The 12,868-nt window shown below is 25.3% G+C and carries 16 protein-coding genes; 14 read left to right on the top strand and 2 right to left on the bottom strand.

Annotation, left to right across the window (positions count from 1 at the left end; genetic code table 11):
- Positions 1-48 precede the first annotated feature (48 nt).
- From ATR_RS03610 to ATR_RS03550, 14 genes are all read left to right on the top strand, one after another.
- Positions 49-1,101, top strand: a complete 1,053-nt coding sequence (locus tag ATR_RS03610; RefSeq protein WP_115428124.1) for a toprim domain-containing protein — start codon at positions 49-51, stop codon at positions 1,099-1,101.
- Positions 1,102-1,287: 186 nt separating this feature from the next.
- On the top strand, positions 1,288-1,809 hold the full coding sequence (locus tag ATR_RS03605; protein ID WP_115428123.1) for a hypothetical protein: 522 nt from the start codon (positions 1,288-1,290) through the stop codon (positions 1,807-1,809).
- On the top strand, positions 1,806-2,297 hold the full coding sequence (locus ATR_RS03600) for a lytic transglycosylase domain-containing protein (protein ID WP_115428122.1): 492 nt from the start codon (positions 1,806-1,808) through the stop codon (positions 2,295-2,297). Before ATR_RS03605 ends, ATR_RS03600 begins: the two co-directional genes overlap by 4 nt.
- An 8-nt stretch (positions 2,298-2,305) precedes the next feature.
- A complete protein-coding gene (locus ATR_RS03595; protein WP_115428121.1) occupies positions 2,306-2,563 on the top strand; it encodes a hypothetical protein in 258 nt (85 codons plus the stop codon).
- Positions 2,564-2,584: 21 nt separating this feature from the next.
- Positions 2,585-2,755 (top strand): hypothetical protein, encoded by a 171-nt coding sequence (locus ATR_RS09850; protein ID WP_164966904.1) that lies wholly within the window; start codon positions 2,585-2,587, stop codon positions 2,753-2,755.
- Between the two features lie 12 nt (positions 2,756-2,767).
- Entirely contained in the window at positions 2,768-3,022 is a 255-nt protein-coding gene (locus tag ATR_RS03590; RefSeq protein WP_115428120.1) for a hypothetical protein, read from the top strand.
- Positions 3,023-3,031: 9 nt separating this feature from the next.
- Positions 3,032-4,273: an AAA family ATPase gene (locus ATR_RS03585; protein ID WP_115428119.1), complete on the top strand. Its 1,242-nt coding sequence runs from the start codon at positions 3,032-3,034 to the stop codon at positions 4,271-4,273.
- A 12-nt stretch (positions 4,274-4,285) separates the two neighbouring features.
- Positions 4,286-4,519 carry a hypothetical protein gene (locus ATR_RS03580; RefSeq protein WP_115428118.1) on the top strand — a complete coding sequence of 78 codons (234 nt, stop codon included), beginning with the start codon at positions 4,286-4,288 and terminating at the stop codon, positions 4,517-4,519.
- Positions 4,516-5,358, top strand: a complete 843-nt coding sequence (locus ATR_RS03575) for a regulator of G-protein signaling domain-containing protein (RefSeq protein ID WP_115428117.1) — start codon at positions 4,516-4,518, stop codon at positions 5,356-5,358. The genes ATR_RS03580 and ATR_RS03575 overlap by 4 nt, the downstream gene beginning before the upstream one ends.
- Before the next feature lie 15 nt (positions 5,359-5,373).
- The gene (locus ATR_RS03570) at positions 5,374-7,536 is read left to right on the top strand and encodes a DNA topoisomerase 3 (protein ID WP_115428116.1); all 2,163 of its coding nucleotides are present in this window, start codon (positions 5,374-5,376) and stop codon (positions 7,534-7,536) included.
- 174 nt (positions 7,537-7,710) lie between these two features.
- The gene (locus ATR_RS03565) at positions 7,711-8,352 is read left to right on the top strand and encodes a hypothetical protein (RefSeq protein ID WP_115428115.1); all 642 of its coding nucleotides are present in this window, start codon (positions 7,711-7,713) and stop codon (positions 8,350-8,352) included.
- A gap of 81 nt (positions 8,353-8,433) precedes the next feature.
- Complete coding sequence (gene fic, locus ATR_RS03560; protein ID WP_115428114.1) at positions 8,434-8,988, top strand: protein adenylyltransferase Fic; 555 nt, start codon at positions 8,434-8,436, stop codon at positions 8,986-8,988.
- 49 nt (positions 8,989-9,037) lie between these two features.
- Entirely contained in the window at positions 9,038-9,304 is a 267-nt protein-coding gene (locus ATR_RS03555) for a hypothetical protein (RefSeq protein WP_115428113.1), read from the top strand.
- A gap of 1 nt (position 9,305) precedes the next feature.
- On the top strand, positions 9,306-10,859 hold the full coding sequence (locus ATR_RS03550; RefSeq protein WP_128997254.1) for a hypothetical protein: 1,554 nt from the start codon (positions 9,306-9,308) through the stop codon (positions 10,857-10,859).
- Positions 10,860-10,865: 6 nt separating this feature from the next.
- On the opposite strand, the gene mobP1 is transcribed toward ATR_RS03550, so the two are convergent.
- Entirely contained in the window at positions 10,866-12,095 is a 1,230-nt protein-coding gene (mobP1, locus tag ATR_RS03545) for a MobP1 family relaxase (RefSeq protein ID WP_115428111.1), read from the bottom strand.
- 3 nt (positions 12,096-12,098) lie between these two features.
- Positions 12,099-12,656, bottom strand: a complete 558-nt coding sequence (locus tag ATR_RS03540; protein WP_115428110.1) for a hypothetical protein — start codon at positions 12,654-12,656, stop codon at positions 12,099-12,101.
- Between the last annotated feature and the right edge of the window lie 212 nt (positions 12,657-12,868).

Below are 12,868 nucleotides of genomic sequence, written 5' to 3'. Positions count from 1 at the left end.
TTTTAAACCTAAGCAAAAAGCTAAAAGTTTAAATGGTTTTGGTAGATAATGGCTTTAGATGCAGATAAAGAACAAGTGATGAATGCAATTTCATCACTTGGTTTTGAAGTCTTTAGAAATGGAAGTTTTCATTGGAAGAGTTCAAATACTCCTGATATGAGAATATATAAAGATGGAAAAATTCGTTGTTGGACTTCATCACCATTTAAAGATAATAAAAGCAATCATGGGGATTTGATTGATTTTATAAAACTTGAATATCCTCGTATGAATTTTATTGAAGCAAGAGAAAAAGCTCACAAGCTGTTAAACTTAGAATTGCCCTCTATTAATTCATATAAAGGATATTGTTCAGAAACAATAAGAAAAGATGGTTTTATAAATAAAGAATACATAAAAGAATTTGAAAAGCAAAGGATAGAGAACTTTGATAGATATAAAGAGCTCTTAAATGAAACTCTACCTTCTTTAAAATTTAATAAACAGAAAGAAATTGCACAAAAATATCAAATTGGTTATGTAAAACAATCTGATAGATTAATTATGCCGATATTAGATGATTATGGAAATATCTTAACACTTTGGAAATATAATAAAAATCCAAAGCCCTTTATTGGTAATGATGGAAAAGAGATAAAACTATCAAAAGTTTTATTTTCTAAGGGTAGAAGTAGAACAACTTTTAATCTTGCAAATTTAAGAGAGTATGGAAAAGATAAATCTATTGAAGTGTATTTATGTGGTGGTGAAAAAGATGTTTTAAATATGGTTGGTAATGGTTACAGAGCTGTAACACTTGGAGCTGAAAATAATGATATTCCAAAAGAGCATTTAGAGCTATTTTCAGGCCTGAAAATCATAGTCGCTTATGACTATGACAAGGCTGGAAAAGAGGGAACTCTTAAAATGTTAGACCAATTAAAAGATGTTGCTCAAAGTGTGAAAACTTGGGATTGGGAAAATGAAGCTAAAAAATATAAATTAAAATTGTTTAATGGTTTTGATATGACTGATTTTTTAACACAAACTGTTAGTAAAAAAAAAGCCTTTAAGTTAAAAGATAAATCTATTAATAATCTTAAAGAGATGGAGAGATTATGAAATTTGAATATTTTGAGAAAAAGCTAAATGATACAAAAGAGATTTTAAAACATATTGGCAAAAGTCTAATTTTCCTATCTCCTATTACCTCCTTACAAATAATATATACAATTTAATTATGCTTAATTTTAGTCGAAATATAGCCCCTTAATTGGGGCTTTTTTAATTTATACACAAAGGTAAAAAATGAGTGATTTAGAAATATTCCAAATAGCTGGAGCAATAGCACTAGCATTAAAAGGAGAAAAAGAAGCTATCGCAGATGTTGAGCTTCTTTTAAAAAGACACCCTGAAATGTTTGAAAATGCTAAAGATGTTGTAAATACTATCAATAAAGTAGTAAGTGAGCCTGAAATTATTATGGATAATCCTAGTGTTTCAAAATATAAATCAAAAAATGAAATTTTATCAGCTAAAAAAATTGATGATAAAAAAATGGGTGATGTTGCAATTAGAAATGATAATGGAACAAATGTAATTTTTCATGCAAATAAGAAAAAAATATCAGAATTTAAAAGATTAGAAGCCAAACAACAGACGGTAGGTTCGCCCAATTCCTACACTCAAGCCCAAAGTCTTGACGGGCTGGTTCAAAAGAACAGTTCATCTGTTGTAAGTGAACCTATTATACCACAAAATAGTGAAAAAAAGACATTTAAACCAACTGGAAAATATAAAAGTTTTCAAGGTAAGGATATAGAAAAATGATAGATACTTTATTTATAGAGCAATGTAAAAATCATATCGTTCCAACAAAAATAGTAAAAATGATTGTACAAGAAGAGAGTTCAAAAAATCCGTATGCAGTAAATGTAAATAAAGACGGAAAAAGCTTTATATCTTTTATTCCAAAAACAAAAGATGAAGCTATAACAATAGCACAAAGCTATATAAATGCTGGATTTAGTGTTGATGTTGGGTATATGCAGCTTAATAGTGATAACTTTAAGCAGCTTAACACAACTTTAGAAAATGCTTTAGAGCCTTGCAAAAACATCTATCTTTCAAGCACTATTTTTTATAACTTTTATAAAGATACTAGTAAAAAGGATAGTTCAATAACTAGAGTTCAAAAAAGTCTTAGTGCATACAATACAGGCTCTTATGAATTAGGCTTTAAAAATGGCTATGTAGCTAAATATGATAAGTATTTTGAAGAAAAATATTACAAGCCTGTACTAATCAAAAACTTATAAGGTTATAGATGAGAGCAGAAAATAGAGATAAAGCTATAAAAAAACAGAAACAAGATTTTTTAGAGAGTTATTTTTCACTTAAAAATCAGTTTTTAGGAATAGAAAAATTAATTATTGATGATTTTCAAAGATATTCATTAAATGAGATTTTAGAGTTTAAAGCAACTTTGCAAGAGTTGTATTTCAAGATGAGATATTTTGTTAAACAATTAAGAAAATATCACAAGGTCTATATAGATATAGAAAAAAGAAACGGGTTTATATAAAAATAAAAAAGGAATAAGCAGATGGTAGATTTTGATTTAATAATTTATTTTAGTGAAAAGCACATAAATATAACAGTTGTAAAAGCTAAAGATTTTGAAGAAGCAAAGCTTATAGCATATAAAAAATTTAGTCATAGAACAATACAAAAAATAGAGCCTTACTTTAGAGGTCAATTTAGTTTAAACAAATAGGAGAATTTACAAATGAGTGAAAACCAATTAAATCTTCTTTGTACCATCATAGAAGAATACAAAATTTTGTACGAAAGAGTAAATAGTATTAAAGCAGATTTACCAAAAATGAAACTAAGTAATAATGCTTTAAGTTTACTTTTTAAAAATAGAGCTCTTAAAGAATTTATGCAAAGTATGAATATCAAAAAATATTATGATGTAGATTCTGAATTATTCAAATTATATTATAAAAATAAAGGTTTATTACAACAACAATTATATTAGGAGAAAAAAATGAGAACAGATTTAATAAGCCAAACAGAAGCTCTTGTATTATCAAGTATCTTATTTAATCCATCTTTGATAGAAGATATATCTATAAAGCTAAAACCTAATGATTTTTATTCTTTGCCCCATAAAGATATTTATGAAGCAATGTTAAATTTACATAGTGAAGATATGCCCATAGATGAAGATTATATTATCAAAAAGTTAAAAAAACCAATCAATGAATCTATACTTATAAAAATATTATCAGCAACACCTGTAACTGATATTTATAAATATGTAAAATGTATAAAAGATGATAGTTTAAAACGACAATTTCAAAATTTATCTTTAGAACTTAAAAAAAATAGTGAAAATGAAAACTTATCAAATGATGAGATATTTCAATTTTTAAAAGATAAACAAGATGAAATAAGAACTAATAATATTTTTACAATTAACAAGAATTGTATTCTTGATGTAGTTGAAAAAGAGCCTGAATTTTACCTAAAAAATTGGCTTCCTATTCCACTTGGAACTATAACTATTATATCAGCACAAGGTGGAACGGGAAAAACTTGGATTGTAGTACAAGTAGCTCTAAAATTTATTTTAGAAAATCCAAATAAAAAAGTATTTTTATGGCTTAGTGAAGATTTAGAAAGTATAGTAAAACATAGAATGAACTCTGTTTGTAGTGATATTCTTGATACAAAACTAGATGATAGATTTAAAAATATAACTACAACTGATACAGCTCCTCAACCTCTTTTAGAAAGAGATAAAGGTGTTTATAAAATGAGTTATAGGTTTGAGCAATTAAAAGCAGAATTAAAAGATTATGACTTAATTGTACTTGACCCACTTTTAGCTTTTTATGGAGCTGATGAAAATGACAACTCTCAAGCTAGATTATTTATGCAACCATTTATGAACTGGTGCAAAGAAACAAATAAATCTGTTGTATTTCTACATCATTCAAATAAACCAGCTGGAGATAATATATTAAGTAAAACTAGAGGTGCTGGAGCATTTGTTGATGCTTCAAGAGTTTGTTATGAAGTAAACAAAGTATATCAAAAAGATAAAAAATCTCTTGATTTAGATTTAAACTCTTTACATTTAAGAGATATAAAACTATCTAAAGATAACTATGGAGCTATAAAACATCTAAAACAGTTTAATGTAAAAAGACATATTACTCCTCAAGAGAGTTCTAAAAAATTTGTAGAGATTGTTTTTGATAACTCTGCTCTTGAAATATTATAAAAGGATATAAAAATGCAAAAAGTTGAATTAGAAAATAAAATATATTTTATAGGTAAAGACGGTTCAGTTTATTCAGAAATGCAAAATGTTATAGAATTTATTGATGAAGATAATATTAAGAGATACCTTTATCAATTAAAAGATGTTCGTATAGGGGGTCAAAAAAATAAAAAAGAAGCTCAAACAAGTGGAGATTTATTTTTTGAATGGCTAGAAGCTAAATTAACATTGGCAAGTAAAAAATGAAACTTAGAACACATACAGTACCACTTCCAACAGATTATGTTAGTCAATTAAGAAATCAAGGTAAAAGAAAAAAATCTAGGTGCTTTATAGAATATTTCTATGATATTGAAGTTGGAGAGCATAACAGTTATAGCTTTTATTCAAAATCTTGGGAAGTTGGAAAAGGTACAGCTTATCGCTGGGTAGAAGAGTTTAATGAAGCTTTAGAAATATTTGATGCAGCTAGAGAATTAAAAAGGAAAGTTCACTATCAAAAAGCAATAAAAAAAGATGGTGGAGAGTTATGTCCCAAATCTGATGGAACAAATGGAACGAATGCAATGGAACGATTGGAACACCATCAAGAGCCTATAGTATCGACTATACAGAAAAGTAGTGGAACGATTGGAACGAATGCAATGGAACGAAGCTTTAATATTATTAATAATAATAAAGAAGATAGCTTTTTAGATAAGGAGTTCTATCAATTTATATCTGAAATAAAAATGTCAATTAAAAATGTAGGAAATATTGATGACATTTATAAATCATATTTAAAAGTAAAAGATTTACTAGATTTAGGAACTCTTAGCAAAATTTATAGAGAGTACTCAAATGAAACTAGAAGTGAAAGAAAAGTTGGATTAGCAAAATTCTTAGATGATTTGATTTATTTGTCATATTGTAATCCATATATAGAACTTGATAATGATGGCTCTATTTTAACTGGTGTTTGGAATAAGGAAAAAGAGATATTTATCACAAAAGATAAAAATTATGGTTTATCTAGTAGTAGATATAGTGAATTTAACAATGAAAACAAAATTAAAGTAATTAATTATGTTTCACAAGAAAAGTAAAAAGGAATTAAAAAAATGAGATTATTTATAGCAGAAAAGCCTGAACTTGCAAAAGCAATAACAACAGGTTTGAGTGGAACAGTACAAAGAGAAGATGGATATTTTAAAGTTGGTGATAATCTAGTAACTTGGGCTTATGGTCATATATTAGGTCTTGCAGAGCCTGAAGATTATGATGATAAATATAAAAGCTGGAAAGTAGAAGATTTACCTTTTAATATTGATATAAACAGCTTTAAATATATACCAAAAGATAGCAGTAAAAAGCAACTTAATTTAATAATTGATTTAATAAGTAGTAAAGATATAAAAACTATTGTAAATGCTGGTGATAATGATGAAGAGGGTCAAGTACTTATAGATGAGATATTAATTTATGCAAATAATAATAAACCTGTACAAAGAGTTTTAATCTCTGATTTAACAGAAAAAGGTGTTAAAAAAGCTTTACAAGAGATAAAATCAAATGATGATTTTAAAGGTTTAAGTGATAGTGGATTTGCAAGAAGTCAAGCTGATTGGCTTGTTGGCTTAAATCTAACTCGTGCATATACTACATTAGCACAAGCACAAGGTTATCAAGGTGTTTTAAGTGTTGGAAGAGTCCAAACTCCGATTTTAGGTTTAGTTGTTGCAAGAGATAAAGAAAATGAATCACACCAAAGCAGTTTTTACTATACAGTTAAAGGAAATTTTAACTCAAACAATATAAATTTTATTGCAAATTTAAAAGTTGATGAAAGAATTACAAATGAAGATGAAGCAAATAATATATTAAATATCTGCAAAGGCAAAGATGGAGTTATTTTAAAGGCTATTAATGAGCCGAAGAGAACAAATCCACCATTACCATACAATTTACTTGATTTACAAGCTGAATGCTCTAAAAAGTACTCTTATAAGCCTGATAAAACTTTAGAGATAACTCAAAGTTTAAGAGAGAAGCATAAACTAATAACTTATAACCGTTCAGATTGTAGCTATTTACCTGAAAATCTATTTAGTGAAGCTCCAGCAACTTTGGAAAGTATAAAAGCTAATTTATTAGATTTTGAAGATTTTATAGATCAAGCTAATAGCTCTATAAAATCTCTTGCTTGGAATGATGAAAATGTAACAGCTCATCACGGTATTATCCCAACAGCTCAAAAAGTAAATATTAAAGATTTATCAAAAGATGAATTAAATGTTTATACTTTAATTGCTAGAAAATTTGTAGCACAATTTTATGAACCAAAAGAGTATATTCACACTCAAATTGAAGTAGATATAAACAATAATATTTTTACAACTAGCTCAAAGAGAACAACAAAACAAGGGTTTGAAGTATTATTTAAAGGTGAAATTGAAGATGATGAAAGTGAAGAGTTAGGAAATAATTCTAATTTATTAGAAAATATTACTACAAATGCTAAAGCAAATTGTAATAATATAAATATCTCAAAAGAAAAAACTAAACCAAAACCATATTACACTATGGCAACACTTTTAAAAGATTTAACAAGTGTTGCAAAGTATATAAAAGACCCTGAAATCAAAAAACTTTTAGTTGAAAAAGATAAAGATAAAAAAGGTGAAAATGGTGGAATTGGTACACCAGCTACAAGGTCAAATCATTTAAAAACTCTATTTGATAGAGGTTATATTATTGAAGATGGAAAAAGTATTAAATCAACAGAAACAGGAAAAAAAATAATAGAACTCTCGCCTGATAGTTTACAAAGTCCTGATATGACTGCTCTATGGTTTGAACAGCAAAAAGATATTCAAAGTGGAACATTATCAAGAGAAGAGTTTTTAGCTAATGTTGAAAATTATATAAAAGAAGAGATTGAAAGAATAAAAGCAAATAATAAATTTGAAACTCTTGCTGGTGGTATAAAATGTCCTAATTGTGATATTGGAAATTTAAGAAAAATCAAAAATAAAGATGGTAAATTTTTTTGGGGTTGCAGCAACTATCAAGGTGGTTGTAAAACATCTTTTCCTGATGATAAAGGTAAACCATTAATATTAAAACCAAGTGGTCACAAATGCCCTGATTGTAAAGATGGAGATTTAATAAAAAGAAAAACTGTAAAAGATAAAAAAACATCTTATTGGTGGGGTTGCTCAAACTATTCAAAAGGTTGTAAATATACAACTTTTGATGATAAGGGTAAACCTAAGAAGAAATGATTAGAAGCTCAAAGATAGTACCAAGATTTTATCCTGGTACTGTCTTTTTTTTGGCTCAAAATTTAATTACAAATATTAATTAATATTTATTAATACTTATAAGCATTTATTAATATTATAAATTATATTATTCGCAATTAACATTAATTAATACTAAAATAAAAAGGAAAAATTATGATACTTATTACAACTGCAAATTTTAGAAGTGGTGGCAAAAGTTCAATTGCTAGATTATTAGCTGAAAAGCTAAATACAACTATTTTAAACTTTGATAAAAAAAGAGATAGTGAAGCTTATAATGTAGTTTCAACAATAAATATCCCTGAAAATAAATCTATCGAAAGAAAAGAGGATTGTTTAATTTTAAGAGATAAAACAACAGAGCAAACAATAAAAACAAAATCAAATTATTTGATTTGTGATTTAGGTGGATATTTTGATGAAAGATTAGTTGATTTAAAAAGTGATTTTTATATTATCCCCTCTTTTGATGATTATGAAAGTATAAGTGAAAGTATGAGAACAGCTCACTATATATTAAAAAACAATATAAAAGCTAAGATTATATTTGTTCTAAATGGTGCTTTTATTGTAGATAAAACAACAAAAGATGAAAAAATAAAAGAGTTTCAGGAGCATATAGAAGTAAATGGATTTAATAGATTCCCTACCCTATTTCTACCAAAAACAGCTTTAATGAGAAAACTGGTAGATGAAAATACTAAAAAAGATGATTTAAAGGGTAAGTTTGAACAAAATATTAAATATAAAAATGTTGATAAATTTGTTGATGAGTTAATTGAGCTCATAATATGATACTATATAGTATTTATTAATGCTAATAAATACTAACTAACATTATGGTACAATTTACTTAAATTATAATGGGAATAATATATGAGAGATATAGACAAAAAAAGTTTAGAAAAAGCATACAAATTATTTGAAAGTTCTGATATAGATAATATTGAAGTTGGAACTTTCAAAGGATTACAACAAATACATAAATATCTTTTTGATGGACTATATGATTTTGCTGGAGAAATAAGAGAACTAAATATATCAAAAGGTGGATTTAGATTTGCAAATAGTTTATATCTAAAAGAGATATTACCAAAGATAGAACAAATGCCACAAACTAATTTTAAAGAGATTATTGAAAAATATGTTGAAATGAATATTGCTCACCCATTTTTAGAAGGAAATGGTAGAACTATGAGAATATGGCTAGATATGATACTCAAAAAAGAACTTCAAAAAGTTGTTAATTGGCAAAATGTTCCTAAAGAACTATATCTTCAAGCAATGGAAAGAAGCCCTATAAATGATTTAGAAATAAGAACATTATTAGGTGAAAATTTAACTCCTAAAATTGATGATAGAGAAGTTATTTTTAAAGGAATTGAACAATCTTACTACTATGAGGGATATGAAATATTGAGAGATAATTAATATTTTAAAGTATTAATTAATATTTAATAACACTATAAAGGATTATAAAATGGCAAAAAGAAAAATTGAACCAGTAAAAATAGATGACTTAAATGTTACTATTGAAACAAGAGAACTAACAGAAAATAAATCATCTGGAGAAAAAGGAAGACCTACAAAGTTCACAAAAAAGCTAAATACACCTGTAAATGTTTATCTATCAGAGGGGCAATTAAAAGCTATTGATGATAAGTTAAAAGAGATTGGTTTTAGTGTAAGGCAAGATTATTTTAGAAAGCTCCTAAGAGCTGATATACCAAATTTTGATGAGTTGTGATATGAATATCACGGAAGATAGTTATTTAAAATCTTATAATCAATTATGTGATTTTTTTAATGATGGCAATATACATAATTTAACAAATATGAATTTTAAAGAAGTTTTAAATTATACTCAATTTAAAGAGTTTATCAATGAATATTATAATAGTGAGAAATCAATTGATAATGTACTAATCAAATATAATATTGATGAAAGATTTAAAAGATGGGCTAATAAAATGTTACCAAATTTTGAAAGTAATTTAATTTGTGAACATTGTAATTCAAAGATGGTTTACTCGGAAAAAAGCAAAACAGCATATAAACAAAATTTTAGCAGAAGCTATAGTATTTGTCCTAATTGTAACCACAAAATTATAGTAGGTAGGTCAAATTTATGTGATTGTAATATTTGTAAAGAAGTTAGAGAAAAAGAATTTGAGAGTACAAATAATTTAAAATTAAATAAATTAAAGCATATAATTGAGGAATCTGAAGAATACCAATTTACTCTTCAAGATTTTAAGTTTATGTCATTAGAAAATAAAACTTATTTACTAACTTTTCTAATGTATTTATATAATGAAACAGATTATGTTTTAGGTCATTCATTTACACAAATAAATTTACTAAAAGGAATTAAGTTTGCTCCAACAATGAATTTTGGTTTTGCTATAATCAGTGAATTATTAGATTCAAATTTGATTAAGTTTGAAATAAATCAAAATAATCTTGATTGTATAGAATTTAAAGATGAGAATTCTAATAATTTTACTTTTACTCCGTATAAAAATGATTATTTGTTAAATATAAAATCGCATGAATTATTTAGCTTCACAAATATTGTTAAAGAATGTGAAACAATAGCTATAATATCCATGGAAGAAAAACAAGAAATATTAGAAAATGCACTAACTTTATGGAAAAAAATAGGATTAGAAGAACTTAAAGAATATACTTATCATTTATTTGAAAAATATAATTTTAATAAAGATTATATTGGTGATGCAATTATAGAAAAATTGGAATTAATACTTGAAGATTTTTCAGTATCCCAAGGTTATGCAATTTTATATTCTTCAATTAGTGGTGCAGCTTCATATAAACAAACTGGAATTAGTAGCAAACATGCAGTAAATTCTATCAATACTTATATATCTAATCATATTGCAAAAAGAAAGTCTGGAGAATGGGAATCAAAAGGTTATAAAAGAAATTTTGATTTACCTCAAACAGCAATAAGTTTAGTATTTTTTAACTATATACTTAAAATAGGGAATAAAGGTTTTGAAGAAGTTCCAAAAATAGAAAATATACCAAATAATTTTATTGATTTTATTGATGATGAAAAATATAACAATATTTCTAAATTTAAAAATGAAAAGATAAGCTTGAATGAAGATATACTTACTGATTTAAGAATATTATTAAATCAATTTTCATTTATGGATATAATAAAATCTCTCAATAAAGATTTCAATATTAGCGATAGTACAATAGATTTTTATGGAGATGATGATATTCTTAATAAACTAAAAAAATATATTATAAATGGAAAATTATCTTCATGATGAAACTTATCTATCTCTATCATCTTTTTTAATAGGTTTCCCAAACCTATTAGGTTTTTTACCAGTTGAAACATTTAAGCCCTGTTTTGCTTCCCTTTCTTTTTTCATTCTAATAAATTCAGCATTTTTCTTATCCAAATCACTAACAAATGTTTCAGATGTATATTTAACTTTTCTATCACTTGTTTTAGAAGCCATTTTTAAATCTTTTTCAGCTCTTCCTAAAATAGAACAATCCCAAACATTTTTTAAAGCTGTTTTTGTATGAACACTATATTTTTTAGTTTTTTTATCAAACCTTTTTACTTTTACTTCAACTGGAGATTTATCTGTAATTTTAAATCTTGCATATTCCCCTACTTTTATATCACTCTCTTTTATAACTCTTTCTAAATCTTCACCCCATATATCAATAATTTCACCTTTAGTAGATTTATATTTTACATAAAAACTATCTTTTGCAGTTTCATCAAATTTATATTTAGCTTTTCCAAATTCTACAACTTCGTAGTGATGATTTTTAATCTTATCTTCACCAGCTCCAGTTAAATTTTTATCCTGTACTGTATTAATATTTTTATCTTTATCATATTTTTCATATCTTCTAGTTGCATAAGCTTCTATTCCTAAATCTCTTAAATTTTTTGCATAGTCTTGTCTTAGTTTATGTAAATCTGCTATCTTTACATCAATTCTTTTACCGTTTATATCTTGTATTTTTAAATCACAATGTATGTGTGGATTATCTGTGTCGCCATGAAAAGAAAAACAAGCTGGATTATCAGGATATTTTTCTTTTACACTTTTTATAACTGCTTCCATTAGTTTATCTTTTGGAGTTGTATGATGTTCTTTCATAGAAAAAATAAAATTTAAAACTTCTCTTCGTTCTCTTTTGTTTGTATTTTCATATTCAGGAATTGCACCATCAATATTATATAATTCTATATACTCTTTTATCTCATCTTTGCCTTCATAAATGTTCCCTTCATCATCATATAAAGGTAGTTCATAATCTCTTGTAATATACTCGATGTGTCTTTTAAAACTATCAAGATTTTTAGAGTTACCTGAGATTTTTATAACTGCTTCTTTACCTCTTGGATTATTTTCATTTTTATTTGTACTATAGTTTTTTTTCTTATAATTATAAGAACTTTTTGAAGCATTTTCTATTTTTGTATATACTCTTTTTGCTATAAGCTCATCATCAAAAAGTTTTAATCTTCTAGCCAAAACCTAATCTCTTTTACTAGCAAGTTTTAAAGTATTTTTTATTTCATTTGTTATTTCATGAATCTTTATATTTACTTCATTTATATTATTTATAAAATTATCATAATCAATATTTTCTAAATCTTTTTTTAAATTTATTTTCTTTAAAATCTGATTTATATTAACTCCAATTTTCTTAATTTGAGTATTCAAATTATTTAATTTTTCTAATTCAATAGGTAAGAAATATTTATTTTTATATATAGTATTTATTAATCTATATTTTATTTCACTTGTTAAACTTTTATTACCAGTTTTTTCCATTTGTTTTTCTAAAAATATTTTTTCATTTTCATTTATTCTAAATCTAATTTGTGTTTCTAAATTATTATCTATATTTTTATAATCTTCAATAAATTCTTTATTATAATTTAGTTCTTTGATGTCTTGTAATTTTTCATTTAAAATAGAAATTACAATTTTTGTTAATGGTATTTTAGTTCTTAAATTTATTTCTTTTAATACTGAAAATAGCTCATCACCTATTTTTAATTCAATCAAATTTAATTTATCTTTACTCATATTTATCCTAATTTTTTATATTTAAAAAATATTTTTCGTTAGAAAAATCTAAAATCGAAGATTTTAACCAAGAACTTCGTAGAACAGGTCGGAAATATATAATATAAAAAGCCCTGCTTTTTGTGTTATAGTTTCCTTTCCTGTAATTCATATAATTAAGTAATAATACAATTTACAAACTTTAGAATAATTAAAAAGATAAATTTGCTTTA

Source organism: Aliarcobacter trophiarum LMG 25534 (genome assembly GCF_003355515.1).
Lineage (GTDB): Bacteria > Campylobacterota > Campylobacteria > Campylobacterales > Arcobacteraceae > Aliarcobacter > Aliarcobacter trophiarum.
Note: the sequence above shows the minus strand (reverse complement) of the source record. Positions and strands in the feature narration are given on the sequence as shown.

Bases quoted from the DNA above. Each gene is read 5' to 3' on its own strand.
- ATR_RS03590 (WP_115428120.1), top strand. From the start codon at position 2,768: ATGAGTGAAAACCAATTAAATCTTCTTTGTACCATCATAGAAGAATAC.
- fic (WP_115428114.1), top strand. From the start codon at position 8,434: ATGAGAGATATAGACAAAAAAAGTTTAGAAAAAGCATACAAATTATTT.
- ATR_RS03600 (WP_115428122.1), top strand. From the start codon at position 1,806: ATGATAGATACTTTATTTATAGAGCAATGTAAAAATCATATCGTTCCA.
- ATR_RS03540 (WP_115428110.1), bottom strand. From the start codon at position 12,656: ATGAGTAAAGATAAATTAAATTTGATTGAATTAAAAATAGGTGATGAG.
- ATR_RS03565 (WP_115428115.1), top strand. From the start codon at position 7,711: ATGATACTTATTACAACTGCAAATTTTAGAAGTGGTGGCAAAAGTTCA.
- ATR_RS03575 (WP_115428117.1), top strand. From the start codon at position 4,516: ATGAAACTTAGAACACATACAGTACCACTTCCAACAGATTATGTTAGT.
- ATR_RS03570 (WP_115428116.1), top strand. From the start codon at position 5,374: ATGAGATTATTTATAGCAGAAAAGCCTGAACTTGCAAAAGCAATAACA.
- ATR_RS09850 (WP_164966904.1), top strand. From the start codon at position 2,585: ATGGTAGATTTTGATTTAATAATTTATTTTAGTGAAAAGCACATAAAT.
- ATR_RS03550 (WP_128997254.1), top strand. From the start codon at position 9,306: ATGAATATCACGGAAGATAGTTATTTAAAATCTTATAATCAATTATGT.
- ATR_RS03585 (WP_115428119.1), top strand. From the start codon at position 3,032: ATGAGAACAGATTTAATAAGCCAAACAGAAGCTCTTGTATTATCAAGT.
- ATR_RS03580 (WP_115428118.1), top strand. From the start codon at position 4,286: ATGCAAAAAGTTGAATTAGAAAATAAAATATATTTTATAGGTAAAGAC.
- ATR_RS03555 (WP_115428113.1), top strand. From the start codon at position 9,038: ATGGCAAAAAGAAAAATTGAACCAGTAAAAATAGATGACTTAAATGTT.
- ATR_RS03605 (WP_115428123.1), top strand. From the start codon at position 1,288: ATGAGTGATTTAGAAATATTCCAAATAGCTGGAGCAATAGCACTAGCA.
- ATR_RS03595 (WP_115428121.1), top strand. From the start codon at position 2,306: ATGAGAGCAGAAAATAGAGATAAAGCTATAAAAAAACAGAAACAAGAT.
- ATR_RS03610 (WP_115428124.1), top strand. From the start codon at position 49: ATGGCTTTAGATGCAGATAAAGAACAAGTGATGAATGCAATTTCATCA.